At 72.4% G+C, this 25,414-nt stretch carries 24 protein-coding genes; 2 read left to right on the plus strand and 22 right to left on the minus strand.

Annotated features, from left to right (window positions below; all coding sequences use genetic code 11):
* The 12 genes from OG370_RS32355 to OG370_RS32410 form a co-directional block, all read right to left on the minus strand.
* Entirely contained in the window at nt 1-948 is a 948-nt protein-coding gene (locus tag OG370_RS32355) for an ABC transporter permease (protein WP_328470511.1), read from the minus strand.
* Nucleotides 935-1,738, minus strand: a complete 804-nt coding sequence (locus tag OG370_RS32360) for an ABC transporter ATP-binding protein (protein ID WP_402448636.1) — start codon at nt 1,736-1,738, stop codon at nt 935-937. The genes OG370_RS32355 and OG370_RS32360 overlap by 14 nt, the downstream gene beginning before the upstream one ends.
* Before the next feature lie 179 nt (nt 1,739-1,917).
* Nucleotides 1,918-3,066, minus strand: coding sequence for an aliphatic sulfonate ABC transporter substrate-binding protein (locus OG370_RS32365; RefSeq protein ID WP_443060786.1), 1,149 nt, complete (start codon nt 3,064-3,066; stop codon nt 1,918-1,920).
* A gap of 339 nt (nt 3,067-3,405) precedes the next feature.
* Nucleotides 3,406-4,752 (minus strand): sulfate adenylyltransferase subunit 1, encoded by a 1,347-nt coding sequence (locus OG370_RS32370; RefSeq protein ID WP_328470513.1) that lies wholly within the window; start codon nt 4,750-4,752, stop codon nt 3,406-3,408.
* 2 nt (nt 4,753-4,754) lie between these two features.
* Complete coding sequence (gene cysD, locus OG370_RS32375; protein ID WP_328470514.1) at nt 4,755-5,690, minus strand: sulfate adenylyltransferase subunit CysD; 936 nt, start codon at nt 5,688-5,690, stop codon at nt 4,755-4,757.
* On the minus strand, nt 5,687-6,286 hold the full coding sequence (gene cysC, locus OG370_RS32380) for an adenylyl-sulfate kinase (protein WP_328474633.1): 600 nt from the start codon (nt 6,284-6,286) through the stop codon (nt 5,687-5,689). Before cysC ends, cysD begins: the two co-directional genes overlap by 4 nt.
* Before the next feature lie 98 nt (nt 6,287-6,384).
* Nucleotides 6,385-7,089 carry a phosphoadenylyl-sulfate reductase gene (locus tag OG370_RS32385; protein WP_328470515.1) on the minus strand — a complete coding sequence of 235 codons (705 nt, stop codon included), beginning with the start codon at nt 7,087-7,089 and terminating at the stop codon, nt 6,385-6,387.
* Complete coding sequence (locus OG370_RS32390; protein ID WP_328470516.1) at nt 7,086-7,277, minus strand: hypothetical protein; 192 nt, start codon at nt 7,275-7,277, stop codon at nt 7,086-7,088. Before OG370_RS32390 ends, OG370_RS32385 begins: the two co-directional genes overlap by 4 nt.
* A complete protein-coding gene (locus OG370_RS32395) occupies nt 7,274-8,998 on the minus strand; it encodes a nitrite/sulfite reductase (RefSeq protein ID WP_328470518.1) in 1,725 nt (574 codons plus the stop codon). Before OG370_RS32395 ends, OG370_RS32390 begins: the two co-directional genes overlap by 4 nt.
* Before the next feature lie 184 nt (nt 8,999-9,182).
* Nucleotides 9,183-9,266, minus strand: coding sequence for a putative leader peptide (locus OG370_RS32400; RefSeq protein ID WP_322899662.1), 84 nt, complete (start codon nt 9,264-9,266; stop codon nt 9,183-9,185).
* 99 nt (nt 9,267-9,365) lie between these two features.
* Nucleotides 9,366-10,640, minus strand: a complete 1,275-nt coding sequence (locus tag OG370_RS32405; protein ID WP_328470520.1) for a helix-turn-helix domain-containing protein — start codon at nt 10,638-10,640, stop codon at nt 9,366-9,368.
* Between the two features lie 376 nt (nt 10,641-11,016).
* Nucleotides 11,017-12,672: an acyl-CoA dehydrogenase family protein gene (locus OG370_RS32410; protein ID WP_328470522.1), complete on the minus strand. Its 1,656-nt coding sequence runs from the start codon at nt 12,670-12,672 to the stop codon at nt 11,017-11,019.
* 18 nt (nt 12,673-12,690) lie between these two features.
* Between OG370_RS32410 and OG370_RS32415 the strand changes: the two genes are divergently transcribed.
* Both OG370_RS32415 and OG370_RS32420 read left to right on the plus strand, forming a co-directional pair.
* Nucleotides 12,691-14,034, plus strand: a complete 1,344-nt coding sequence (locus OG370_RS32415; RefSeq protein ID WP_443060787.1) for a YihY/virulence factor BrkB family protein — start codon at nt 12,691-12,693, stop codon at nt 14,032-14,034.
* Nucleotides 14,035-14,061: 27 nt separating this feature from the next.
* Complete coding sequence (locus tag OG370_RS32420) at nt 14,062-14,739, plus strand: helix-turn-helix transcriptional regulator (RefSeq protein ID WP_328470526.1); 678 nt, start codon at nt 14,062-14,064, stop codon at nt 14,737-14,739.
* Here OG370_RS32420 and OG370_RS32425 read toward each other — a convergent pair.
* From OG370_RS32425 to kdpF, 10 genes are all read right to left on the minus strand, one after another.
* Nucleotides 14,729-15,154, minus strand: a complete 426-nt coding sequence (locus OG370_RS32425) for a VOC family protein (protein ID WP_328470528.1) — start codon at nt 15,152-15,154, stop codon at nt 14,729-14,731. The genes OG370_RS32420 and OG370_RS32425 overlap by 11 nt on opposite strands.
* Before the next feature lie 193 nt (nt 15,155-15,347).
* Nucleotides 15,348-16,664 carry an alginate lyase family protein gene (locus OG370_RS32430; protein ID WP_328470530.1) on the minus strand — a complete coding sequence of 439 codons (1,317 nt, stop codon included), beginning with the start codon at nt 16,662-16,664 and terminating at the stop codon, nt 15,348-15,350.
* Between the two features lie 228 nt (nt 16,665-16,892).
* Nucleotides 16,893-18,059 (minus strand): ABC transporter ATP-binding protein, encoded by a 1,167-nt coding sequence (locus OG370_RS32435; protein ID WP_328470532.1) that lies wholly within the window; start codon nt 18,057-18,059, stop codon nt 16,893-16,895.
* A complete protein-coding gene (locus tag OG370_RS32440; protein WP_443056968.1) occupies nt 18,056-18,916 on the minus strand; it encodes an ABC transporter permease in 861 nt (286 codons plus the stop codon). The genes OG370_RS32435 and OG370_RS32440 overlap by 4 nt, the downstream gene beginning before the upstream one ends.
* Nucleotides 18,913-19,764 (minus strand): molybdate ABC transporter substrate-binding protein, encoded by an 852-nt coding sequence (gene modA / locus OG370_RS32445; RefSeq protein ID WP_443057235.1) that lies wholly within the window; start codon nt 19,762-19,764, stop codon nt 18,913-18,915. The genes OG370_RS32440 and modA overlap by 4 nt, the downstream gene beginning before the upstream one ends.
* A 240-nt stretch (nt 19,765-20,004) precedes the next feature.
* A complete protein-coding gene (locus tag OG370_RS32450; protein ID WP_328470534.1) occupies nt 20,005-20,688 on the minus strand; it encodes a response regulator in 684 nt (227 codons plus the stop codon).
* A gap of 2 nt (nt 20,689-20,690) precedes the next feature.
* Nucleotides 20,691-21,305 (minus strand): potassium-transporting ATPase subunit KdpC, encoded by a 615-nt coding sequence (gene kdpC, locus OG370_RS32455; RefSeq protein ID WP_328470536.1) that lies wholly within the window; start codon nt 21,303-21,305, stop codon nt 20,691-20,693.
* Between the two features lie 16 nt (nt 21,306-21,321).
* Nucleotides 21,322-23,460 (minus strand): potassium-transporting ATPase subunit KdpB, encoded by a 2,139-nt coding sequence (kdpB, locus tag OG370_RS32460; protein ID WP_443060788.1) that lies wholly within the window; start codon nt 23,458-23,460, stop codon nt 21,322-21,324.
* Complete coding sequence (kdpA, locus tag OG370_RS32465) at nt 23,460-25,124, minus strand: potassium-transporting ATPase subunit KdpA (RefSeq protein ID WP_328470538.1); 1,665 nt, start codon at nt 25,122-25,124, stop codon at nt 23,460-23,462. The genes kdpB and kdpA overlap by 1 nt, the downstream gene beginning before the upstream one ends.
* Nucleotides 25,124-25,213 (minus strand): K(+)-transporting ATPase subunit F, encoded by a 90-nt coding sequence (gene kdpF / locus OG370_RS32470; RefSeq protein ID WP_328470540.1) that lies wholly within the window; start codon nt 25,211-25,213, stop codon nt 25,124-25,126. Before kdpF ends, kdpA begins: the two co-directional genes overlap by 1 nt.
* Nucleotides 25,214-25,414: the final 201 nt, after the last annotated feature.

Below are 25,414 nucleotides of genomic sequence, written 5' to 3' on the forward strand. Positions count from 1 at the left end.
CTACTGGGCCCTCGCGGTCAGGCCGCGGCTGCGCAGCACCCAGCGCTCCAGCGGGCTGAAGACGATCAGGTCGATCGCTATGCCCACCACGAGGATCAGCAGGATGCCGAGGAAGACGCCGGCCATGTCGGACGCCTCGCGCATGTTCTCCAGGTAGCGGCCCAGCCCCACGCCCAGGTCGGGCGAGGAGGCGATCAGCTCGGCGGCCATCAGGGAGCGCCAGGAGAACGCCCAGCCCTGCTTCAGCCCGGCCACGTAGCCCGGCAGGGACGCGGGCAGCAGGATGAACCAGGCGCCGCGCAGCCCGGTCGCGCCGATGGTGCGGCCCGCCCGCAGGTACAGCGGCGGGACCTGGTCGATGCCGGCCACCAGGCCGTTGGCGATCGAGGGGACCGCGCCGAGCAGGATCACCGCGTACATCGCCGAGTCGCTCAGGCCCAGCCAGATCACCGCGGCCGGCACCCACGCCACCGACGGCAGCGACTGGAGCCCGGACAGGATCGGCCCGATGGCGGCCCGGACGAAGGGCACCCGGGCGACCAGCAGGCCCAGCGGGGTGCCGATCACCAGCGCGGCGAGGAAGCCGAGCAGACCGCGCTCCACGCTGGTCCAGATGATCGAGAACAGGTCGCCGGCGTTCCACCGGTCCGCCAGCTCCTGCCACACCGCGTGCGGGCTGGGCAGCTTCGTCGGGTCGGCGACCTTGCCCCACACGCACAGCTGCCACACCACCAGCACCAGCACGACCGCGCTGAGCGGCGGCAGCACCTTCTTCAGCAGCACCTGCCCGACCGGGGTGCGGCCGACGGAGACGGTCTCCAGCGCGTCCAGGCCGGCCTCCAGGCCGGACAGGTCCCGCGCCGACCGCTGGGCGCGCGCCTCGTCGTCCGCCCGCTCGTTCCCGTCGAGCGGCGCGGTGTCCTTCGCTCCGGTGTCAGTGCTGGCCATGGCGGCGGATCTCCCCCCGGAGTTCTTCGGTGATCTCGATGGACAGGTCGGCCACGCCCGCGTCCTCGATACGGCGCGGCTGCGGGATGTCGATGGTCCACTCCCGGTTGATCCGGCCGGGCCGGGAGGACAGCAGCACGACCCGCTGGGCGAGCCGGACCGCCTCGCGCACGTTGTGGGTCACGAACAGCACCGACAGGTCGGTCTCGGACCAGATCCGGGTCAGCTCGTCGTGCAGCACGTCCCGGGTGATCGCGTCGAGCGCCGCGAACGGCTCGTCCATCAGCAGCAGTTGGCTGTCCTGGGCGAGCGCCCGGGCCAGCGCCACCCGCTGCCGCATCCCGCCGGACAGCTCGTGCACCCGCTTGCCGTACGCGTCGCCGAGCCGGACCAGGGACAGCAGCCGTTCGGCCTCCGCCCTGCGCTCCTCGCGCGGCACCCCGCGCAGCCGCAGCGCCAGTTCGATGTTCTTGCCCGCGGTCAGCCACGGGAACAGCGCGTGCTCCTGGAACATCAGCGCGGGTCGCCCGCCGGGCGCGTCGATCGCGCCGGCCGAGGGCTTGTCCAGGCCGGCCACCAGGTTCAGCAGGGTGGACTTGCCGCACCCCGAGGCACCCAGGAGGCAGACGAACTCGCCCGGCGCCACGTCGAGCGTGATGTCGTCCAGCACGAGCTGCTGGGCGCCGGGCCTGCCGAACGCCTTCGAAACATGGTCGATGCGCGCGGCGTACCCGGCGGGTCCCGCCGGCGGTGCCGCGGGGCCGGTGAGGGTGTCGGCCATGGTGGTCACCTCCTGGGGTCCTCGGTTGCGCAAGGGATGGGGTCGGTCGGGTGCTGCGGGGTGCGGTGCCGCGGTACGGCTTCGCGGTGGTGCCGCGAGGTCGCGGTGCTGAGGTGTGCTGACCTGCCGACGCGGCCGGGCCGTCCGGGCTGTCCGGGCCGTCGGGACCGGCCGCGCGGAGCAGGGGGCTACTGCGTGCCGAGCCCGGCGGCGCTCACCGTCGGCTTGCCCTGCTCCTTGAGGACCTTGTTGAGCAGCGTGAGGTCGTAGATCCCGTCCAGCTTCGGCGCCTTGAGCAGGCCCGCCGACACCGCGTGCTCCGCCTCGGCCTTGGCGGTGTCCGCCAGCGGGTCGTCGAGCACCTGGATGGACTTCCACGCCGGGTCGAGCTGGCTGGCCGGCAGCGACTTCTGGGTCAGCGCCTTGATCTGGGTGTTCGCGTCCGCCTTCGCCTTGTCGGGGTTGGCGTTGATCCACGCGTTGGTCTTCACCGAGCCGCGCAGCACCGCCTCGACGACGTCGGGGTGCGCCTTGAGGAACTTCTGCGACACGATCACGTTGGTGATCACGAACTGCTTGTTCGGCCACAGCGTGCTCTCGTCGAGCAGCACCTTCGCGCCCTCGTCCACCAGCTTCGACGCGGTGGGCTCCGGCACCCACGCGCCGTCGATGGAGCCGCTCGCGTATGCCTGCGGGGCCAGCGAGTTGTCGGTGCGGACCACCGACACGTCGCCCTTGCCGCTCTGCGCGTCGACCTTCCAGCCCTTGGACCTGATGAAGTTCAGCAGCGCCACGTCCTGGGTGTTGCCCAGCTGCGGGGTGGCGATCTTCTTGCCCTTGAGATCCGCGATGGTCTTGATCTTCTTCGGGTTGACCACCAGCTTGACGCCGCCCGAGGCCGACCCCGAGATGATCTTCAGGTCGGAGCCCTTGGACTGGGTGTAGCCGTTGATGGACGGCGAGGGGCCGATCCAGCCGATGTCGATCGAGCCGGCGTTGAGCGCCTCGATCTCCGCGGGGCCCGCGTTGAAGGTGGACTGCTTGATCTTGGTGCTGCCCAACTCCTGCTGGAAGAAGCCCTCTTTCAGGCCGACCAGGGCGGTGGCGTGGGTGAGGTTCGGGAAGTAGCCGATCTTCACCTCGTCGGTGGAGAGCTTCTTCGCGCTCGTGCTGCCGCCGGCGGCGGCCGGTGCGGTGGTGGCGTCGTCGTTCGACTTGCTGGAGCCGTAGCCGCAGGCGGAAAGAGCGCCGAAGAGGATCGGCAGTGCGGCGGCCGCGGCGACGAGTCTGCGGCGGCGGGAGGAGCGCGGGGCGGATATGCGGGGCAGGGCAGACACGGGTGTGTCCCTTCGTAAGGCCCGGCGTGTCGCGCCCGATGGGGCTAGGGCGCGGCCGGAGTGGCGTCAGGTCCTCGGAAGCGGTGCCGCGGCAGGGCGTGCCGGGCACGGCGGGTGCGTCTCGGGTCCGGCGGACGGAGCGGGTACGCGGCGCACCCGGCAGGAGCGCGGTGTGCGCGGCGTACGGCGGTGGCCGCGGCGGTGGTGCGGGTCGCGGCCGGGCGGGTCAGGCCGCACATCGTGCGACCCCGCCCGTCCCGGCGCCGAGCCGGCCGCTGCCGACCCGCCCGCCTTCCTTCGCGAAGCCCGAGAAGGCTTCCTGAGCCAGTTGAGACACCGTCAGAAGTCCCATCCGTCGTCGTCGGCGGCCGGGGCCTGGGGGCGGGCGGCGAACGGCTCGCCCGCCATGCCGGCCGTCAGCGTGGCGCCGTCGGCGGGGTCGATGAGCAGGAACGACCCGGTCAGCCGCGACTCGGCGTAGGCGTCCACCGGCAGCGGCTCCGCGGTGCGCAGCACCACCGCGCCGATGTCGTTGACCTCCAGCGCCGCCGGGTTCTCCTCGTGGGCGAGGCCGTGCGACAGGTCGATCCGGTACGGCAGTTCCTTCACGATCGCCTTCACCGTGCGGGTGGCGTGCTTGAGCAGCACCCGTTCGCCGACCCGCAGCGGCCGCTCGTGCAGGTGGCACGCGGTGGCGGTGATGTCCTGGGTGACGGCCGGCGCGTGGGCGGTCGGCGCGATCAGATCGCCGCGGGAGACGTCCACGTCGTCGGTGAGCAGCACGGTCACCGACTGCGGGGCCCACGCGGTGTCCACCGCGGTGCCGAGCGCGTCGATCCCGGCGATCGTGGTGGTACGGCCCGAGGGCAGCACCGTCACCGGGTCGCCGACCCGCAGCAGCCCGGAGGCGATCTGCCCGGCGTAGCCGCGGTAGTCGGGGTGCTCGGCGGTCTGCGGCCGGATCACGTACTGCACCGGGAAGCGCGGCGGGCAGCCGGTCAGGTCGTGGCCGACCCGGACGGTCTCCAGGTGCTCCAGCACCGTCGGGCCGCCGTACCAGTCCATGTTCGCCGACGGCTCCACCACGTTGTCCCCGGTGAGCGCGGAGATCGGGATGGCGGCGACGTCCGGCACGCCGAGCGAGGCCGCGTACGCGGTGAACTCCTCGGCGATCGCGGCGAACACCGGCTCGGCGTAGTCGACCAGGTCCATCTTGTTGACCGCCAGCACCACGTGCGGCACCCGCAGCAGCGCGGCGACCGCGGCGTGCCGGCGGGTCTGCTCGACCACGCCGTTGCGGGCGTCCACCAGCACCACGGCCAGTTCGGCGGTGGACGCGCCGGTGACCATGTTGCGGGTGTACTGCACGTGCCCGGGGGTGTCGGCGAGGATGAACCGCCGCCGGGCGGTGGCGAAGTAGCGGTAGGCGACGTCGATGGTGATGCCCTGCTCGCGCTCGGCGCGCAGTCCGTCGGTGAGCAGCGCCAGGTCGGGGGCCTGCTGGCCGCGCACCAGGGACGCCCGCTGCACTGCCTCCAACTGGTCGGTGAGCACCGACTTGGAGTCGTGCAGCAGCCGCCCGACCAGGGTGGACTTGCCGTCGTCGACGGAGCCGGCGGTGGCGAAGCGCAGCAGGGTGGTGGCCGACAGCTGCTCGGCGGTGATCGGGCTCGTGGTGCCGGTCATGGCTAGAAGTACCCCTCGCGCTTGCGGTCTTCCATCGCGGCCTCGGACATCTTGTCGTCGGCGCGGGTGGCGCCCCGCTCGGTGAGCCGGGAGGCGGCGATCTCGGTGATCACCGCTTCGAGTGTGGTGGCGTCGGAGTCGACCGCGCCGGTGCAGGACATGTCGCCGACGGTGCGGTAGCGCACCAGCCGGGTCTGCACCGGCTCGTCGGCCTTCGGGCCGCCCCAGTCGCCCGCGGTCAGCCACATGCCGGCCCGGTTGAAGACCTCCCGCCGGTGCGCGAAGTAGATCTGCGGCAGCGCGATGTGCTCCCGGGCGATGTACTGCCACACGTCCAGCTCGGTCCAGTTGGAGAGCGGGAAGACCCGCACGTGCTCGCCGGGGGCGTGCCGGCCGTTGTAGAGCGACCACAGCTCGGGGCGCTGGCGGCGCGGGTCCCACTGGGAGAACTCGTCGCGCAGCGAGAAGACCCGCTCCTTGGCGCGCGCCTTCTCCTCGTCGCGCCGGCCGCCGCCGAACACCGCGTCGAAGCGGTGCTGCTGGATCGCCTCGGTGAGCGGCACGGTCTGCAGCGGGTTGCGGGTGCCGTCCGGGCGCTCGCGCAGCCGCCCGTCGTCGATGTAGTCCTGCACCTTCGCGACGTGCAGCCGCAACGTGTGCTCGGCGACCGTACGGTCCCGGTACTCCAGCACCTCGGGGAAGTTGTGGCCGGTGTCGACGTGCAGCAGCGAGAACGGCACCGCGGCCGGCGCGAACGCCTTCAGCGCCAGGTGCAGCATCACGATCGAGTCCTTGCCGCCGGAGAAGAGGATCACCGGCCGCTCGAACTCGCCCGCGACCTCGCGGAAGATGTGCACCGCCTCCGACTCCAGCGCGTCCAGGTGCGTGAGCGCGTACGGACTGGCGGTCGCCCCGCTCTGCGCGACGGTCGTCGTCATGCCCTACCTCTTTCGCTCGCGATGCGGCCGCTGTCCCCGAGGTACGCGTACACGGCGGCCGCCGACTGCGCGACGCTGCTGCCCTGGGTCTCGATGCGCAGATCGGGGTGCTGCGGTACCTCGTACGGGTCGTCGACCCCGGTGAGCCCGGTCAGCTCGCCCGCGGCCTGCTTGGCGTACAGCCCCTTGACGTCGCGCACCGCGCAGACGTCCACGGGGGTGGCGATGTGCACCTCGACGTAGTCGGTGCCGCGGCTCTGATGCCGCTTGCGGACCGCCTCGCGGCTGTCGGAGTAGGGCGCGATCACCGGGACCAGCACCAACACGCCGTGCGAGGCGAGCAGTTCGGCGACGAAGCCGATCCGCTGCACATTGGTGTGCCGGTCCTCGCGGGTGAAGCCGAGCCCGGCGGAGAGGAATTCGCGGATCTCGTCGCCGTCCAGCACCTCGACCAGCCGGCCCTCGGAGCGCAGTTGCTCCGCCAGGGCGGTGGCGATGGTCGTCTTGCCCGCGCTGGGCAGCCCGGTGAGCCATACCGTGGCTCCGCCGCTCATCCGGTCCTCCTGGTTCGTCGACTCGGTGGTCGTCGGCTCGATCGTCGTGGGCTCGATTGTCTTGGGCTCGGTGGTCGCCGGCTCGGTGCGGCCGTGGGCAGTCGCGTCCGGGGGCGTGCGCACAGCTTTCACAGGTGTGTTCACAGGTGGATGCCGCACTCGGTCTTGCCGAGCCCGGCCCACCGGCCCGACCTGGCGTCCTCGCCCTCCAGCACCCGGCGGGTGCAGGGGGCGCAGCCCACCGAGGCGTAGCCGTCCGTCAGCAACGGGTTGGTGAGAACTCCGTGCTGAGCGACGTATGTTTCCACGTCTTCCTGTGTCCACCGGGCGATCGGGGCGATCTTCACCTTTCGGCGCTTGGCGTCCCAACCGACCACCGGGGTGCCCGCGCGGGTCGGGGACTCGTCGCGGCGCAGCCCGGTGGCCCACGCGTCGTAGCCGCGCAGGCCCGCCTCCAGGGGGGCGACCTTGCGCAGCGCGCAGCACAGGTCGGGGTCGCGGTCGTGCAGCTTCGCGCCGTACTGCGCGTCCTGCTCGGCGACGGTCTGCGCCGGGGTGAGCGTGATCACGTTCACGTCCATGACGGCGTCCACGGCGTCCCGGGTGCCGATGGTCTCCGGGAAGTGGTAGCCGGTGTCGAGGAAGACGACGTCCACGCCGGGCATGGCGCGCGCGGCGAGGTGCGCGACGACGGCGTCCTCCATCGAGGAGGTGACGCAGAAGCGGCGGCCGAAGGTGTCGGCGGCCCAGCGCAGCACGTCGAGTGCGGACGCCTCCTCGAGGTCGCGGCCGGCCTGTTCGGCCAGCCGCTCCAGGTCCTGCGCGGTGTGCGGTGCGGTGGTCACGGTGCGCCTCCGTCGGAAGAGCCGTGCGGGGAAGGTCCCTTGAAGCCCTCGGCGAGCAGGCCGAGGAACTTCAACTGGAATGCGCGGTTGCAGGCCCGGCATTCCCACGAGCCGTGCCCCTCTTCCGAGGGGCGCAGGTCCTCGTCGCCGCAGTAGGGGCAGTAGAACGGCGCGGCTCGCTCCGTCACGACAGCTCCTCCTCCGACGCTCTGGCCGCCCACTGGGCGAAGCGCTCGCCGTCGGTGCGCCCGGCCTGGAAGCGGCCCAGCACGCGCTCGACGTAGTCGGGCAGTTCGGTGGCGGTGACCTTCAGGCCGCGGACCTTGCGGCCGAAGCCCGGGTCGAGGCCGAGGCCGCCGCCGAGGTGCACCTGGTAGCCCTCGACCTGGTTGCCGTCGGCGTCGGTGACGAGCTGGCCCTTGAGCCCGATGTCCGCGGTCTGGATACGGGCGCAGGAGTTGGGGCAGCCGTTGATGTTGATCGCGATCGGTTCGTCGAAGTCCGGCAGCCGCCGCTCGAGTTCGTCGATCAGCGAGGCGCCGCGCGCCTTCGTCTCCACGATCGCCAGCTTGCAGAACTCGATGCCGGTGCAGGCCATGGTGCCGCGCCGGAAGGGCGAGGGCGCGACCTGGAGGTCGAGCGCTTCGAGCCCGGCGGTCAGCGACGCGACCTGGTCCTCCTCGACGTCCAGCACGATCAGCTTCTGGTCGGTGGTGGTGCGCAGCCGGTCCGAGCCGTGCGCGCCGGCGAGTTCGGCGATCTTCGTCAGGGCGGCGCCGTCGACCCGGCCGACCCGCGGCGCGAAGCCGACGTAGTACCGGCCGTCCTTCTGCCGGTGCACGCCGATGTGGTCGCGCCACACCTGCGCCGGCTGCTCGGGCCCGGGGCCGTCCAGCAGCGGCCGCTTGAGGTACTCGTCCTGGAGCACCTGGCGGAACTTCTCCGCCCCCCAGTCCGCGACGAGGAACTTCAGCCGGGCGCGGCCGCGCAGCCGCCGGTAGCCGTAGTCGCGGAAGATGCCGATCACCCCGGCCCACACGTCGGGCACCTCGCCCAGCGGCACCCACGCGCCGAGCCGCACACCCAGCTTGGGGTTGGTGGACAGCCCGCCACCGACCCACAGGTCGAAGCCGGGGCCGTGCTCGGGGTGGTCCACGCCGACGAACGCGATGTCGTTGATCTCGTGCACCACGTCCAGCAGCGGGGAGCCGGAGATCGCGGTCTTGAACTTGCGCGGCAGGTTGGAGAACTCCTTGGTGCCGATGTACCGCTCGTGGATCTCGTCGATCGCGGGGGTGCCGTCGATGATCTCGTCCTCGGCGATACCCGCGACGGGGGAGCCGAGGATGACCCGCGGCACGTCGCCGCACGCCTCGGTGGTGGACAGGCCCACGGCCTCCAGCCGGCGCCAGATCTCCGGCACGTCCTCGATCCTGATCCAGTGGTACTGGATGTTCTGCCGGTCGGTGAGGTCGGCGGTGCCGCGGGCGAACTCCTGCGAGATCTCGCCGATCACCCGCAGTTGGGCCACGGTCAGCCGGCCGCCGTCGATCCGCACCCGCATCATGAAGAAGCTGTCGTCCAGCTCCTCCGGCTCCAGCACGGCGGTGCGGCCGCCGTCGATCCCGGGCCTGCGCTGGGTGTACAGGCCCCACCAGCGCATCCGCCCGCGCAGGTCGGAACCGTCGATCGAGTCGAAGCCGCGGTGCGCGTAGATCGTCTCGATCCGGGTCCGTACGTTGAGACCGTCGTCGTCCTTCTTGGACTGCTCGTTGGCGTTCAGCGGCGTGAAGTGGCCCATCGCCCACTGGCCTTCACCGCGGTGCCGTCCGGTCCTGCGGCGGGCGGCAGCGGCGTTCGGAGCGGCGCTCCCGGCCGGGGGCTGGGGGGAGTCGGGGCTGGAAGCCATGGCGATGCGTCCTTCGGGCAGGCGTGTATACGGGTCGGTGCGGCGCGGGGCGGCATGCGGCACGGGCTGACCCGGGGCCTGCGCGGGCGCAGGGCATCACGGCTCACCCGATCACGGCAGGCGGCTCTCGCGCATCCACGACGGCGGGGACGGCGGGGTCGGCGCGGTACGCGCCGCTAGGTGCTCAGCCCGCCGGACAGATGGCGCTGGACACGCGGCAGAAGTCGACGTGCGGCCGACCTACCAAGGCGATTCCAGTGCGTGACATGACGAAAGCGTGGCACGCGGGTATTCGGCCAGTCCACCGACATCCACGATGTGGACCACTTCATCCCGAATAGTGGGCACCGCTTGCCTCGCGGACCGCTCACCCCCGCTCCGCGAGCACCGCCGGGGCCAGCGAGTGGGGGAGCAGTTCCCCCTCGCGGACCGGCCGCAGCACCTCCACGCGTACCCCGTCGGCGAAACGATACGGCCGGTGCGCCAGCACGCCCGCGAGGGTGCGGCGCAGCCGCGACATCTCCGCGCGGACGGTCACCGTACGGCTCGGGTCGCCGAAGAGGTCCGCGGCGAGCTGCGCCGCGCTGCGCCCGCCCGGGTGCAGCGCCAGCACGAACAGCAGCTCGGCATGGCGCGGGCTGAGCTGCTGCGTCCAGCTGCCGGCCGGCCCGTGCACGGTCACCTCGCTGCCCTGCGCCCCGCTCACATCGAGCACCACGCGGTTCCCGGCCGCCGGCCGCTCCCGGGCGCTCACCCGGATCAGCCAGCCGCCCGGCAGCGGGTCCAGCTCGCACAGCCCCAGCGCCGGCAGCCACGCCTGCCCGGGCCGTACCTGCACGGGCAGCGCGACCCGGTCCGTGCCGGCCATCCCGGTCACCGCCGCCGTCCACCCGTTCCGGTCCACGGCCAGCGCCTGCCCGGAGATCCGGGTCAGCAGCGGCGCCGCCACCGACCGCAGCCGCTCCACCGCCTCCCAGTGCCGCGCCCGCAGTTCGCCCTCCGCGACCCGGGCCACCGCCGACACCAGCGCCAGCGTGCTCGGATGGGCCCGGGTGGCGGGACCGCTTATGTCCACCACGCCCAGCAACCGGCCGTCGCGCGGGTCGTGCAGCGGCGCGGCCGCGCAGGTCCAGTGGTGCAGGGTGCGGACGAAGTGCTCGGCCGAGTGCACCTGCAACGGGGTACGGGTGACCAGCGCGGTGCCGATCGCGTTGGTGCCCACCGAGCCCTCGGCCCAGGACGCGCCCTCGGCGAAGCCCAGCCGGTCGGCGCTCTTGCTGAGCGCGAGGTTGCCGTCGCGCCACAGCACCCGGCCCTCGGCGTCGGTGACCACCATGATGTGCCGGTCCGCGTTCGCGACCGAGACCAGGCCGTCGCGCAGGCTCGGCAGGATGTCCGCGAGCGGGGTGGACCGCCGGCGCTGCTCGACGTCGTCGGTGCTCAGGATGCGGTCGGGCTCTCCGATGTCGGGGTCCACGCCCAGCCGCAGCATCCGCGTCCACGACTCGCCGATCACCGTGCGCGGTGCCGTGCACGGTGCCTGACCGGCCAGGGCGGCCTCCCGTGCCGACGCCAGCAGGCGCTCCGAGGTCCGCTCTCCGGTGCCGGCCGACCGCACCGCACCGATCCGAAGGTGTGCCATCTCGCCCCCGCTCAGCCCCGTTGCCGTGTTCCGGTGGTCGGTGCGCCCGCGTAGCCGCGGCCACCGGGCGCACCGGGGCCGCGTGCAACCTTCTGCAACGGTTGCGAGCCTACGCGAATTCGACCGACAGTGACGGCACGTCACCGACCCCGCACAGGTCCAACTCGCGGTCGGTGGAGCCCCGTCGGGTACGGGCCGTGTACTGGGGGTGGTGCCGAGTCGGCGCGGTGCCACCCCCACCGGCCGGACCGGCGCCCGCCCGCCCGGGTGCCCTCGCGGCTGTCCTCACTTCGTGGGTGCCCTCGTGGGTGTCCTCCCTTGCTCCGCAGGTGCCGTCGTGGGGGTCCCTGCTCCCCGGGCGACTCCCCGGTCACCCTCACCCCTCCACCGGCCTGGCCCGGTCCACCAGCGCCGCCAGATCGACCGAGCGCGGCAGCGTGCCGAACGTCGCGCCCCAGTCCCGGCCCAGCCGCGACGCGCAGAACGCGTCGGCCACCGGCGCGGGCGCGAACCGCACCAGCAGCGAGCCCTGGAAGACCAGCACCATCCGCTCCACGACCCGCCGGGCCCGCGCCTCGATGCCCTCCAGGTCGGCGAGGTCGGAGAGCAGGTCCTTCACCGCGGTGTCCAGCCGGTGGTCCGCGCCGTGCGCGAGCCCGATCTCCGCGAGGAAGGCGTCCACCGCCTGCGGCTCGCGCTGGAGCACCCGCAGCACGTCGAGCGCCTGCACGTTGCCGGAGCCCTCCCACACCGAGTTCAGCGGCGACTCCCGGAAGATCCGCGGCATGCCGGACTCCTCCACGTAGCCGTTGCCGCCCAGGCACTCCAGCGCCTCGACGGCCACCGACGGGCACCGCTTGGTGACCCAGAACTTGGTGACCGCCACCGCGAGCCGGCGCAGCGCGCGTTCCCGCGGGGTGTCCGTGTCGTACGCCGCCGCCAGCCGCAGCACCGCGGTGGTGGCCGCCTCCGACTCCAGCGCCAGGTCGGCCAGGACGTTGCGCATCAGCGGCTTGTCGATCAGCGGCCCGCCGAACGCGCTGCGGTAGGTGGCGTGGTGCACCGCCTGCGCGACCGCCTGCCGCATCAGCGCGGCCGAACCCAGCGCGCAGTCCAGCCGGGTGGCGGCCACCATCTCGATGATCGTGGCGATCCCGCGACCCTCCTCGCCGACCCGGCGTGCCCAGGTGCCGGCGAACTCCACCTCGGAGGAGGCGTTGGAGCGGTTGCCGAGCTTGTCCTTCAGCCGCTGGATCGCGAAGACGTTGCGGGTGCCGTCGTCCAGCACCCGCGGCACCAGGAAGCAGGTCAGCCGGTCCTGGTCCCGGTCTGGCGCCGGCACCTGCGCCAGCACCAGGAAGCCGTCCGACATCGGCGCCGAGCAGAACCACTTGTGCCCGGTGAGGGTGTAACTGCCGTCCTCCGCGAGCGGCCGCGCGGTGGTGGTGTTCGAGCGGACGTCGGAGCCGCCCTGCTTCTCGGTCATGCCCATCCCGAACAGCGCGCCCGGCTTCTGCCCGGGGGCGACCAGCCGGTGGTCGTAGACGTGCGAGCCGAGCCGCGGCTCCCACTCGGCGGCCAGCTCCGGGTCGGTGCGCAGCGCGGGCACCGCGGCGTGCGTCATCGACACCGGGCAGCCGTGCCCGGCCTCGGCCTGGGTCCACACCATGAACCCCGCGGCCCGCCGCAGATGGCCCTGGGGCCGCGACCAGGCGTCGGTCAGGCCCGAGGAGACCGCGTGGCCCAGCAGCCGGTGCCAGGCCGGATGGAAGTCCACCTCGTCGATCCGGTTGCCGTACCGGTCGTGGGTGCGCAGCACAGGGGTGCAGGTGTTCGCCTCCTCGCCCCACCGCTGCGCCTGAGCGGAACCCGCGGCCTTGCCCAGGTCGCTCAACTCGTCGGTGATCTCCGCCAGCCGCACCGGGTCCGCGTGCCGCGCCACACCTTCGGCGAGCGCGCGGTCGGTGCTGTACACGTCATGGCCGACCAGGGGCGGCACCTGGTTCGTGACCGTGTGAGTGGGGGCAGTCATGCCAGCTAACGTAAGGGGGTGCAAGCAGCAGACGAAAGAAGCCATCGGCGTCCGGGTCGGTGGCGAAGGGCCCGCGCGCTGTACCGGAATGTCTCCAAACGCCGGATGGCCTGGCTGCTGCTCAAGGACACCGTGGACTCCTGCATGGAGTACCGCGTCACCGGACTCGCCGCCGAGGCGGCCTTCTTCGTGCTGCTGTCGCTGCCGCCGCTGCTGCTCGGGCTGGTCGGCGCGCTCGGCTACGTCGACACCGTGGTCGGCCTCGACACGATCGACCACATCCGGCACAACATCCTCAAGGCGTCCTCGACGGTGCTCTCCGACAAGGGCGTCAACCAGCTGGTCAAGCCGCTGGTGGACGACGTCTTCCACGGCCGCCGGCCGGACCTGATCTCCATCGGCTTCCTGATCGCCCTGTGGTCGGGCTCCCGCGCCGTCAACGTCTTCGTCGACACCATCACCATCATGTACGGCCTGGAGGGCCGCCGCGGCATCGTCCGCACCCGGCTGATGTCCCTGCTGCTGTACGTGGCCGCGCTGCTGGTCGGCGCGGCCGTGCTGCCGCTGGTCGTGGTCGGGCCCGGCACGCTGACCCGGTACCTGCCCGGGGGCAGCGCGACCGAGCACATCCTGTACTGGCCGGCCGCGCTGTTCGCCTCGATCGCCTTCCTCACCACGCTGTACCACGTCTCGGTGCCGGTCAGATCGCCCTGGTACGAGGACGTGCCCGGCGCACTGGTGGCCCTGCTGATGTGGGTGCTCGGCAGCTTCGTGCTGCGGATCTACCTCACCCACGCCGTCGAGGGGCACACGATCTACGGCTCGCTGGCCGCGCCCGTCGCGGTGCTGCTGTGGATAGGTGTGTCCGCGTTCGCGGTCCTGGTCGGCGCGGCGGTCAACGCGGCCGTGGACCGGGTGTGGCCCTCGGTCGCCACCTCCGCGGCCCGCGAGGAGAACGCCCGGCTGCGGGAGGCCGCCGCGGAGGCCGTGGTGGCTCGCGCGGCCGCCCGCCGGGCCCGGCACGCGGCGCCGAGCACCGACGAGGAGGAAGAGCGCGAGGCGCAGTTGCCGCCGGCGGAGTACCCGGAGCGCTGGGCCGACTTCCACCCGCACCTGGACATCCGGGCCCGGTTGCGGCCCAGCCGCCCCGGCGCCACCCCGCGCCGCCGCCCGCCGGCGCCCGACGCCCGTGACTATCCGGGCGAGGCGCCGCCCCCCGTGGCCCCGCCGACCCCGCAGTCCCTGTCCGCGGCCCCGCCCGCTCCGCGCGTGCCGCCGCCCCCGCCGCCCTTGCCGCCCCTTCCGCCGGTGAACCCCCGGTACCCGCGTCCCCGGGGCGACGGCGGGCCGCCCGCCGGATGACCGGCGCGGCCGGGCGACAATGGAGGGGTGTACAGCGAGTGGGCGCACCCGGTCGCCGGGGTCACCGTGTGGTCGCGGACGGACGGCGGCGGTGAGTACCGCGTGCTGCCCGACGGCTGCATGGACCTGATCTGGCACGACGGCACTCTCCTGGTCGCCGGCCCCGACACCGCGGCCCACGCCGCGCAGGACCGGCCGGGCGCCGCCTACGCCGGACTGCGCTTCGCGCCGGGCGCGGGCCCGGGGCTGCTGGGCGTGCCCGCGCGCGAGATGCGGGACCTGCGGGTGCCGCTGGCGGACCTGTGGCCCGGGGCACGGGCCCGGCAGCTGGCCGAGCGCGCCGGGGACGATCCGGTGGCGGTGCTGGAGCGGTGGGTCTCGCTCCGCACCCGCGAGGTGGGCCCGGCCGACCCGTTGCCGCGCCGGGTGGCCGGGGCGCTGGCGGCAGGGCGTACGGTCGCGGAGGTGGCCGGCCGGACCGGCCTGGGGGAGCGGCAGTTGCGGCGCCGCTGCGAGGCTGCGTTCGGGTACGGGCCGAAGACGCTGGCGCGCGTCCTCCGCCTCCAGCGGGCGCTGGAACTCGCCCGCGCGGGCACGCCCTTCGCCGACGTGGCCGCGGAAGCCGGCTACGCCGACCAGCCGCACCTCTCCCGCGAGGTGCGCGCGCTGGCCGGCGTGCCGCTGGGCGAACTGGTCAGGAGGTAGCGCCCGTGGCGACCGAGGGCAGCGCCGCGAACAGCTCCACCGTGTTGCCGTCCGGGTCGTGGACGACGGCGTACCGCTGGCCCCAGAAGGCGTCCCACGGCTTGAGGTGACCCTCGTGACCCGCGTCCGTCAGCTCGCCGTAGCAGGCGTCCACCCCTTCGGGACTCGCGCAGTCGAAGGCGAGCGCCACCCGCGCCCCGACCGCCGGCGTCCGCCCCGGGTCGAACGAGCGCACCGTCTCCACGGTGTCCCACGCCACCCGCAACCCCCCGGGCAGCACCACCTCCACATGCGGCTGCCCGTCGGCGTCATCCGGCGACTCCAGCCCGAGCCTGCGGTAGAACGCCAGCGATGCGGCCATGTCGGCGACGGTGAGCGAGACCAGGTCGAGGCGAGGCGTGATGTGTGCGTTCATGCCACCCACGCTAGGCGCCGCCCCCGAGGCGAGTCTTGAACGAAACGGACACCGCGACGGCCGCGCCCCTTGGCAGGGTGACTCTCCTTTCACGGAGGAGCCGCACGAACCGAGGGACGCGGGGAACTGCGCGACCAGCCACCGCCGGCGGTCAGCCGGGAACGAGACCTCAGCCGCGGCGGCGGGTTGCCGTTCACCCGCCCGGCACCACCGCCGGGTTGTCGGCGTTCGTCAGGGTTTCCCAGGCGACGAAGAGGTTGTTCGTGCCTGCGGGGCGGCGGGACTCGGTGAGGGTCTGGGTGTTGGTCATCGCGATGCCCATCCGGTTGTGGAGGGCGTTGAAGCCGACCTCGGTGACCGGTCCGAGCCCGAGGTCGAGCTGTCCGCCGCACAGCCAGGACGGGGGCGTGGTGCCCAGTTCGTACTTCGACTGGAAGCCGAGCGCCTGCCGCAGCCGCTCGCCGACCTGGGGGTAGAGGTCCTGGCCCTGGATCGCCGCGGTCTCGGCGATGTCGGAGATGGACGCGATGCCGTACCCGGTGTGGGTGAAGTCGCGGCAGGTCTCCTGGGTCAGACCGTCGACGAAGGTCGACTGGCCCTGCCAGTAACTGATGATCTGCGCCGAGGTGTTCAGCCCGCTGCCCGGCACGGTCTTGGGCAGCGAACCGTCCGAGGACAGGTAGATGTACGCCGGCACCCGGTTGAGGTAGCGCGCGATCGCCTTGTCGTAGTCGGACGAGTCGTTCAGGAAGATGGAGATGCCGACCGCGGCCTCCATCATCGTCAGCTCCCAGTTGCCGTTGCTGTTGGAGCCGTTGATCACCTCGGGCAGGTAGACGTTGCGCAGCATGTCGGAGAACTTGGCGATGTCCGCCGAGGACCAGCCGTCGTACGTGTAGCGGATGATCTCCGCGGCGCGCGGCCACACCGAGCCCGCCCAGCCGGTCTGCAGCGGGGCGTTGCTGTTGGTGTGCTCGGTGATGGTCGACGCCCAGGCGTTCATCAGGTCGATGGACTTCTGCGCGTAGGCGCTGTTGCCGGTGATGTACCAGGCCAGCGCGTCGGTGTACGCGGCGATCGCGTCCTGCCGCTCGTCCGTGCAGCCGTAGTTGGGGTTGGAGTAGGACCCGCACTCCACGTTGGCGCGCGGCTTGGGGGTGCGGGACAGGGAGGCGTACGAACTCCCGATCATCTGGTCGTACGCGTCCTTCCACGGCTCGGCGTTCGCCTGCACCTTGCCCTTGACGTAGTCGAGTTGGGGCAGGCTGACCATCACGCCGGGGTGGGTGAAGGTGGTCGGCGCGGCGGCCACGGCGGGGGCGGCGTGCGCGGCGGGCCTCGCGGCGACGGAGGCCGTGGTGGAGGCGGCGGCGGAGGCGGTGCCGGTACCGGGCAGCGCGGCGACCGCGGTGCCGAGCGCGGCTGCCGCGGCGACCAGGATCGTGGCGCGCCGGAAGCGTTTCCGGCCGCCGGCCGGCGGGGGAGTGCGGTGCGGGATGCTGTCGCGCATGGGGGCTCCTCGGTCCGCGGTGGGGGTGTGGGGGTGCGGGTGCGGGTAGCGGTGCGGGGTAAGGAAACTTTCCTGTCCGTGGTACGGGAGGATCGCGCGGTGACGACAGTGCAGTCAAGGGGCTGAACGAAAGTCAATTGGCTGATCCGGCATGCCCGTTGGGGGTCACGGACTCAAGTGCTGGCCATCGATGTGAACATGGTTCGGACCTCTGCGGCGCGGGCGCGGTCAGGCCGGGTAGGCGTGCGTCTGGGCGGCCTTCACCGACGCCCACACCTCCGCGCCCTCGCGCAGGTCGAGTTCGGCGACCGCGGGCGCGGTCAGGTCCGCGGCCAGCGGCAGGCCGTCCTCCGCGCCGGCCAGCGCGATCCGGAACTGCGCGCCGTGCGACTCCATGCCGGTGATCCGGGCCCGCCAGGCGTTGCGCGCGGAGCTGTCGGGGCGCTGCCGGTGCAGGGTGACCGCGCTGGGCGGGAACGCCACGAACGCCGGTCCGGTCAGCTCCTCGGAGCCGGTCAGCGTGAACCGCGGCCCGACCCGGACCAGATGGCCGTCCGCCTCGCCCCGGTACAGGTTCAGGCCGACCAGCCGCGCGATGTAGTCCGTGCGCGGGTGGCGGGCGATCTCGGCGGGCGTGCCCTGCTGCACCACGGTGCCGTGCTCGACCACCACCAGCCGGTCGGCGAGCACCATCGCGTCCAGCGGGTCATGCGTGACCAGCACCGCGACCGCCTCGAACGCGGCCAGGTGCCGGCGCAGTTCGGCGCGTACGTCCAGCCGGGCGCCGGCGTCCAGGGCGGCCAGCGGCTCGTCGAGCAGCAGCAGCCGCGGGGCGGTGGCCAGCGCCCGGGCCAGCGCGACCCGCTGGGCCTGGCCGCCGGACAGCCGGCGCGGCTTGACGTGCGCGTGGTCGGCCAGACCCATCCGGTCCAGCAGGCCGGCGGCGAGCGCGCGCGCCTCGGACCGGGTGGCGCCGTGGCAGCGCGGCCCGAACGCCACGTTGTCCAGGGCGCTCAGGTGCGGGAAGAGCAGGTAGTCCTGGAAGATCACGCCGACCGGGCGGCGCTCGGGCGCGACCCGCACCCGTCGCTCGGGCTGCTCCAGCACCCGGCCGTCCAGCCGCAGATGCCCCCGGGTCAGCTCGGTCAGCCCGGCCAGGGCGCGCAGCGACGTGGTCTTGCCGGCGCCGTTCGGGCCGAGCAGCGCCAGCACCTCGCCGGGGGCCGCGGACAGTTCCACGTCGAGCCGGAAGGTCCCGCGGTCCACCACGAGACGCGCGTCGAGACCGGTCTCCGCGTCGCCCTCGCCCGTAGCGCGCTCGCCCGCCCCGTCGCCGTGCTCGCCCGTGCCCGTACCGCGTGCACCCGTGCCCGTACCGCCCTCGCCCGCGCTCATACCGCGCTCGCCCCCGTCCAGCGGTCGCGCAGGCCGGCCAGGACCGTGATGGAGACCGCGAGCAGCACCAGGCTCAGCGCGACGGCCGCGTCCGGGTCGTCCTGCAGCGCGAGGTAGACCGACAGCGGCATGGTCTGGGTACGGCCGGGGAAGCTGCCGGCGAAGGTGATCGTGGCCCCGAACTCGCCGAGCGCGCGCGCCCAGGCGAGCACCGCGCCGGCCGCCACCCCGGGCGCGATCATCGGCAGGGTGACCCGGCGGAAGGCGGTGAAGCGGGACGCGCCCAGCGTCGCCGCGGCCTCCTCGTACCGGCTGTCGGCGGCCCGCAGCGTGCCCTCCACGCTGATCACGAGGAAGGGCATCGCCACGAACGCCTCCGCGACCACCACCCCGGCCGTGGTGAACGGCAGGGTGATCCCGAACCACGAGTCGAGCCACTTGCCGACGATCCCGTTGCGGCCGAGCGCCAGCAGCAGCGCCACCCCGCCGACCACCGGCGGCAGCACCAACGGCAGCGTCACCAGGGCCCGTACGAGCCGGCGGCCGGGGAAGCGGGTCCTGGCCAGCAGCCAGGCCAGCGGCACCCCGAGCACCAGCGCCACGGCCGTCGCCGAAGTCGCCGTCTCCAGCGACAGCCGTAGCGCCTGCCACACCGCGGAGCTGGTCAGCAGGTCGGGCATGCCCCGCCAAGGGGCCCGCACCAGCAGCGCCAGCAGCGGCACCAGCAGGAACGCCAGGCCGACCACGGCGGGCAGCAGCAGGGGCAGCGGGACGGCGCCGCCCCCACCGCGCGGGCGCCGCGGCCGGGACAGCCGTCCCGGTGCCGTGGCACCCGCGTTCTTCACCGCGGGGCTCACGGGTTGAGGAAGCCCGCCTGGGTGAGCACCTTCTGGCCCTCGGCGGACTTCACCAGGGCGATGAACGCCGCCGCGCCGTCAGGGTTCGGCGCGTCCTTCAGCGGGGCGATCGGGTACTCATTGATCGCCTTCGCGGACTCGGGGAAGTTCACGCCCTGCACCTTGCTGCCCGCGCTGTTGACGTCGGTCTGGTAGACCACCGCCGCGTCGGCCTCCTTCAGCTCCACCTTCGTCAGCGCGGACTTCACGTCCTGCTCGTACGACTTCGGGGTGAGCTTGAGGCCGCTGGCGCTCAGCGCCTTCTGCGCGGCGGCGCCGCACGGCACGGTCTTCGCGCACAGCACGACCGAAAGGCCGGACTTGGTGAGGTCCTTCAGGGTGCGGATCTGCTTCGGGTTGCCTGGCAGGGTCGCGATCTCCAGCTGGTTGCGGACGAAGTCGGCGGGCGTGCCGGCCGCGTCCCCCTTGTCGGTGACGGTCTTCATGGTGGCCGGGCTGGCCGCCGCGAACACGTCGGCCGGCGCGCCGCCGGTGATGCTCGCCGCGAGCTGGTCGCTGCCGCCGAAGCTGAAGACGACCTTCGTGCCGGGGTACGCCTGCTGGAAGTCCTTGCCGAGCGCGGTGAAGGTCTCCTTCAGCGAGGCCGCCGCGAACACCACCACGGTGCCGGAGACCTTCTTCTGCGCGCCGGTGGCCGACGCGCCGGACGAGGGCTTCTCGGAGGACGTCGACTTGTCCGAGGAGGACGACGAGGAGCAGGCGGAGAGCGCGAGCAGCAGCGCGGCACCGCCGGCCACCGCGCACAGGCCACGGGACCGTGCGGCACGGGTGGTCCGGGCGGACCGGATACGTCGGGTGGTCACAGAAACTCTCCCTCTCCGCCGCGCCGCCGGGCGCGGGCACGTGCAAGATGATAGTTCCGCATCTGCCAGGAGAAAGTCTGCTGTCGCATTGCATAATCCAAACAACCAGCGGCCCCACCTTTGCTTGTGCGATCGCACGACGATCGCGTCGGAGCAGGTGGGGCCGCCGTCGTTCCGGCCGCCGTCGTTCCGGCCGCACTGTGCCCTACGGCCCGAAGCTGTGCCCTACGGCTCGAACCGGTAGCCCATGCCCGGCTCGGTGACGAAGTGCCGGGGCCGGGTCGGGTCGTCCTCCAGCTTCCGGCGCAACTGCGCCATGTAGACCCGCAGGTAGTTCGTCTCCGTCCGGTAGGAGGGCCCCCACACGTCCCGCAGCAACTGCTTCTGGCTGACCAGCCGGCCCGGGTTGCGGACCAGAGCCTCCAGCAGATGCCACTCGGTGGGGGTCAGCCGGACGTCCGCACCGTGCCGGGTCGCCTTCTTCGCGGCCAGGTCCACGGTGAAGGCCGCCGTCTCCAGCCGGGCGGCCGCCGGCCCCTGCTCCTGGTCGGAGCGGCGCCGCTCGGCCGCCCGCAGCCGGGCCAGCAGCTCGTCCATCGCGAACGGCTTGGTGACGTAGTCGTCCGCGCCGGCGTCCAGCGCCTCCACCTTCTCGTCGGAGCTGTGCCGGGCCGACAGCACGATGATCGGCACCCGGGTCCAGCCCCGTATCCCGGCGATCACGTCCACGCCGTCCATGTCGGGCAGGCCGAGGTCGAGCAGCACCACGTCCGGGTGCCGGTCGGCGGCCATCCGCAGCGCGGTGGTGCCGTCGTAGGCGGCGTCCACCTCGTAGCGGCGCGCCCGCAGGTTGATCACCAGGGCCCGGACGATCTGCGGTTCGTCATCGACGACGAGGATGCGCGTCATGGTCAACCCAGCTTCGCGAGCGCCAGGTTGAGGGTGACCACGTCGACGTACGGCGTGCCGAGGAAGCCCAGCGGCCGGCCGTGGGTGTTCGCCGCGACCAGGTGGCGCACCTCGGCGGTGCTCAGGCCGCGGGCCTTGGCCACCCGGTCGACCTGCTCGGCGGCGTACGCCTTCGAGATGTCCGGGTCCAGGCCGGAGCCGGAGGCGGTGACCGCGTCGGGCGGCACGTCCTTCGGGTTCACCCCGTCGAACGCGGCGACCGCCGCCCGGCGCTCCTTGATCGCCTTGACCAGGTCGGGGTCGTTCGGGCCGAGGTTGGAGGCGCCGGAGGCCAGCGGGTCGTAGCCGCCGGACGACGGCCGCGGCTGGAACCACTTCGGGTCCGGCTTCGCCACCTCGTCGGGGTCGTTCGGGTTCTTCTTGGGCAGGTCGAAGTTCTGCCCGATCAGGCTGGAGCCGACGACCTTGCCGTCCAGCTTCACCTGCGAGCCGTTCGCCTTGGCGGGGAACGCCGCCTGGGCGACGCCGGTGACCAGCAGCGGATACGCCAGCCCGCAGAGCACGGTGAAGACCAGGAGCATCCGCAGGGCCGCCAGATGACTGCGCACGATACGCATGAGGGGTTCCCCTTTCTCAGTTCAGTCCGGGGATGAACTGCACGACGAGGTCGATGAGTTTGATGCCGACGAACGGCAGGACCAGGCCGCCCAGGCCGTACACCCAGATGTTGCGGCTGAGCAGCGCCGAGGCCGACGACGGCTTGTAGCGCACCCCGCGCAGCGCCAGCGGGATCAGCACCACGATGATCAGCGCGTTGAACACGATCGCGGAGGTGATCGCCGAGGTCGGGCTGTGCAGGTCCATCACGTTGAGGTGGCGCAGGCCCGGGTAGACCCCGGCGAACATCGCCGGGATGATCGCGAAGTACTTCGCGACGTCGTTGGCGATCGAGAAGGTCGTCAACGCGCCCCGGGTGATGAGCAGTTGCTTGCCGATCTCGACGATCTCGATGAGCTTGGTGGGGTTGGAGTCCAGGTCCACCATGTTCCCGGCCTCCTTGGCGGCCGAGGTGCCGGTGTTCATGGCGACGCCGACGTCGGCCTGGGCGAGGGCGGGCGCGTCGTTGGTGCCGTCGCCGGTCATCGCGACGAGTTTGCCGCCGGCCTGCTCCCGTTTGATGAGCGCCATCTTGTCTTCGGGGGTGGCCTCGGCGAGGAAGTCGTCGACGCCGGCCTCGTCGGCGATGGCCTTGGCGGTGAGCGGGTTGTCGCCGGTGATCATCACGGTGCGGATGCCCATCCGGCGCAGCTCGTCGAAGCGTTCGCGCATGCCGGCCTTGACGACGTCCTTGAGGTTGATCACGCCGAGCACCTTGGCGGTGGCCGTCCCGTCCCGGCGGACGACCTCGCCGACGACCAGCGGGGTGCCGCCGCCGCCCGCGATCGCGTCGACCAGCGGGCCGACGTCCTCGGCTGGGCGGCCGCCGTTGTCCCGTATCCACTGCATCACCGCGCTCGTGGCGCCCTTGCGCAGGCTGCGCTGCCCGCCGTCCTCGGCGAGGTCCACCCCGCTCATCCTGGTCTGCGCGGTGAACGGCACGAACTCCGCCCGCGGCAGCCGTCCTTCGGCGCGGGCCCGCAGCCCGTAGCGCTCCTTGGCGAGCACCACGATCGAGCGGCCCTCGGGCGTCTCGTCGGCCAGCGAGGACAGCTGGGCCGCGTCGGCGAGCTGCTCGGCGGTGACACCCTCGGCCGGGAGGAACTCCGCGGCCTGCCGGTTGCCGAGGGTGATGGTGCCGGTCTTGTCCAGCAGCAGCGTGGTCACGTCACCCGCGGCCTCGACCGCGCGCCCGGACATCGCCAGCACGTTGCGCTGCACCAGCCGGTCCATGCCGGCGATGCCGATCGCCGACAGCAGCGCCCCGATCGTGGTCGGGATCAGCGCCACCACCAGCGACACCAGGATCACCAGCGACTGCTCGGCGCCCGCGTAGATCGCGAACGGCTGGAGCGTCACCACGGCGAGCAGGAAGACGATGGTCAGCGACGCCAGCAGGATGTTGAGCGCGATCTCGTTCGGCGTACGCTGCCGGGCCGCGCCCTCCACCAGCGCGATCATCCGGTCGATGAAGGTCTCACCGGGCTTGGAGGTGATCTTCACGACGATCCGGTCGGAGAGCACCGAGGTGCCGCCGGTCACCGCGCAGCGGTCGCCGCCGGACTCGCGGATCACCGGCGCGGACTCGCCGGTGATCGCGGACTCGTCGACGGACGCGACGCCCTCCACGACGTCGCCGTCACCGGGGATGGTCTGCCCGGCCTCGACCACCACGTGGTCGCCCAGCCGCAGCGCGGAGGCGGGCACCTCCTCCTCCGCTCCCGGCGCGCCGGGCCGGAAGGAGGCCAGCCGGCGGGCGACGGTGGCGGTCTTGGTCCGGCGCAGCGTCTCGGCCTGCGCCTTGCCGCGCCCTTCGGCGACCGCCTCGGAGAGGTTGGCGAACACCACGGTCAGCCACAGCCACACGGTGATCACCCAGGCGAAGACGCTCGGGTCCTTGATCGCGTCCAGGGTGGTCAGCACCGAGCCGACCTCGACCACGAACATCACCGGGTTCTTCACCATCACCCGGGGGTCGAGCTTGCGGCACGCGTCCGGCAGCGAGGTGAGCAGCTGCTTGGGGTCCAGCATGCCGCCGGAGACCCGGTGCTGCTCCTGGCGCTGCGGCGCCGGCCCCGGTGACGCGGGGGGTTCCAGAGTGGTCAGGGACGACATCAGTGCAGACCTTCCGCGAGCGGTCCCAGCGCGAGCGCCGGGAAGTAGGTGAGCCCGACCACGATGACGATCACCGCGGTGAGCAGGCCGACGAACTGCGGCCGGTGGGTGGGCAGCGTGCCCGCGGTCGCGGGCACCGGCTGCTGCTTGCCGAGCGAGCCGGCCAGCGCGAGCACGAACACCATCGGCAGGAACCGGCCGACGAGCATCGCCAGGCCGAGCGCGGTGTTGTACCAGTTGGTGTTGACCGACAGACCGGCGAACGCCGAGCCGTTGTTGTTGGCGGCGGAGGTGAAGGCGTACAGCACCTCGGAGAAGCCGTGCGCACCGGAGTTGAGCATCCCGGCCCGCTCACCGGGCAGCGCCATCGCCAGCCCCGCGCCGACCAGCACCACCGCGGGGGTGGTGAGGATGTACAGCGACGCGAACTTCATCTCCCGGCCGCCGAGCTTCTTGCCCAGGTACTCCGGGGTGCGGCCGACCATCAGCCCGGCCACGAAGACCGCGATGATCGCCAGGACGAGGATGCCGTACAGGCCGGAGCCGGTGCCGCCGGGCGCGATCTCGCCCAGCATCATGTTGAAGATCGTCATGCCGCCGCCGAGCGGCGAGTACGAGTCGTGGAAGGAGTCGACCGCGCCGGTCGAGGTCAGCGTGGTGGACGTGGCGAACAGCGCCGACCCCCACACGCCGATCCGCTGCTCCTTGCCCTCCATCATCCCGCCGGCCGCGTGGCCCGCCGCGCTGTGCACGCTGTGCAGCTCGTTGACGGTGATCACGGCCACCGACGCGGCCCAGATCAGCGCCATCACGGCGAGGATCGCGTAGCCCTGGCGCTTGTCGCCGACCATCTTGCCGAAGGTGCGCGGCAGGCTGACCGCGATCACCAGCAGCAGGTAGATCTCCACCAGGTTGGTGAACGCGTTGGGGTTCTCGAACGGGTGGGCGGAGTTGGCGTTGTAGAAGCCGCCGCCGTTGGTGCCGAGTTCCTTGATCACCTCCTGCGAGGCGACCGGTCCGCCGGTGAGGCTCTGGTGGTCGCCGACGAGTGTGGAGATCGACTGCACGCCGTGGAAGTTCTGCACCGCGCCGGCCGCGACCAGCACGATCGCGAAGACGAACGCGATCGGCAGCAGCACCCGCAGCACGATCCGGGTCAGGTCCACCCAGAAGTTGCCGACCCGGTCGGTGCGCTTGCGGGTGAAGCCGCGGATCAGGGCCGCGACGACCGCGATGCCCACCGCGGCCGACACGAAGTTCTGCACCGCGAGCCCGGCCATCTGCACCAGGTGGCCCATCGTGGTCTCGCCCGAGTACGACTGCCAGTTGGTGTTGGTGACGAACGACGCCGCGGTGTTGAAGGCCACGCCCGGCGTCACCGCCTTCATGCCGATCGCCAGCAGCAGGTGGTTCTGGAGCCGTTGCAGCCCGTACAGGAACAGCACGGAGACCGCGGAGAACGCCAGCACGCTGCGCAGGTAGACCGGCCAGCGCTGGTCGGCGTCGCCGTCGACCCCGCCGACGCGGTAGATCAGCCGCTCCACCCGCAGATGCCGGGCGGAGGTCAGCACATGGGCCATGTAGTCGCCCAACGGCCGGTAGGACAGGGCGAGTACGGCGAGCAGCGCGAGGATCTGCAGCCAGCCCGCGAGGGTGTCGTTCACTAGAACTTCTCCGGGTGGATCAGGGCCAGCACCAGGTAACCGACCAGGGCCACGGCGACGACGAGTCCGACGATGTTCTCCGCGCTCACAGCCGCTCCACCCCCTTGGCTATGAGGCCGATGACGGTGAACACCGCGACGGTGAGAAGGATGAACAGGAGGTCTGGCATGCGAAGGCACCCCGGGCAGTCGGTCGAAGGGGACGGGACCGCCCACGAGCCGTGCGCCGGCCGGTGGGCGATGCCGACCGGTTGCCGGTCGGCCTCCTTACTGAATCCCTCCCCGGCCGGC

This window comes from Streptomyces sp. NBC_00448 (assembly GCF_036014115.1).
GTDB lineage: Bacteria > Actinomycetota > Actinomycetes > Streptomycetales > Streptomycetaceae > Actinacidiphila.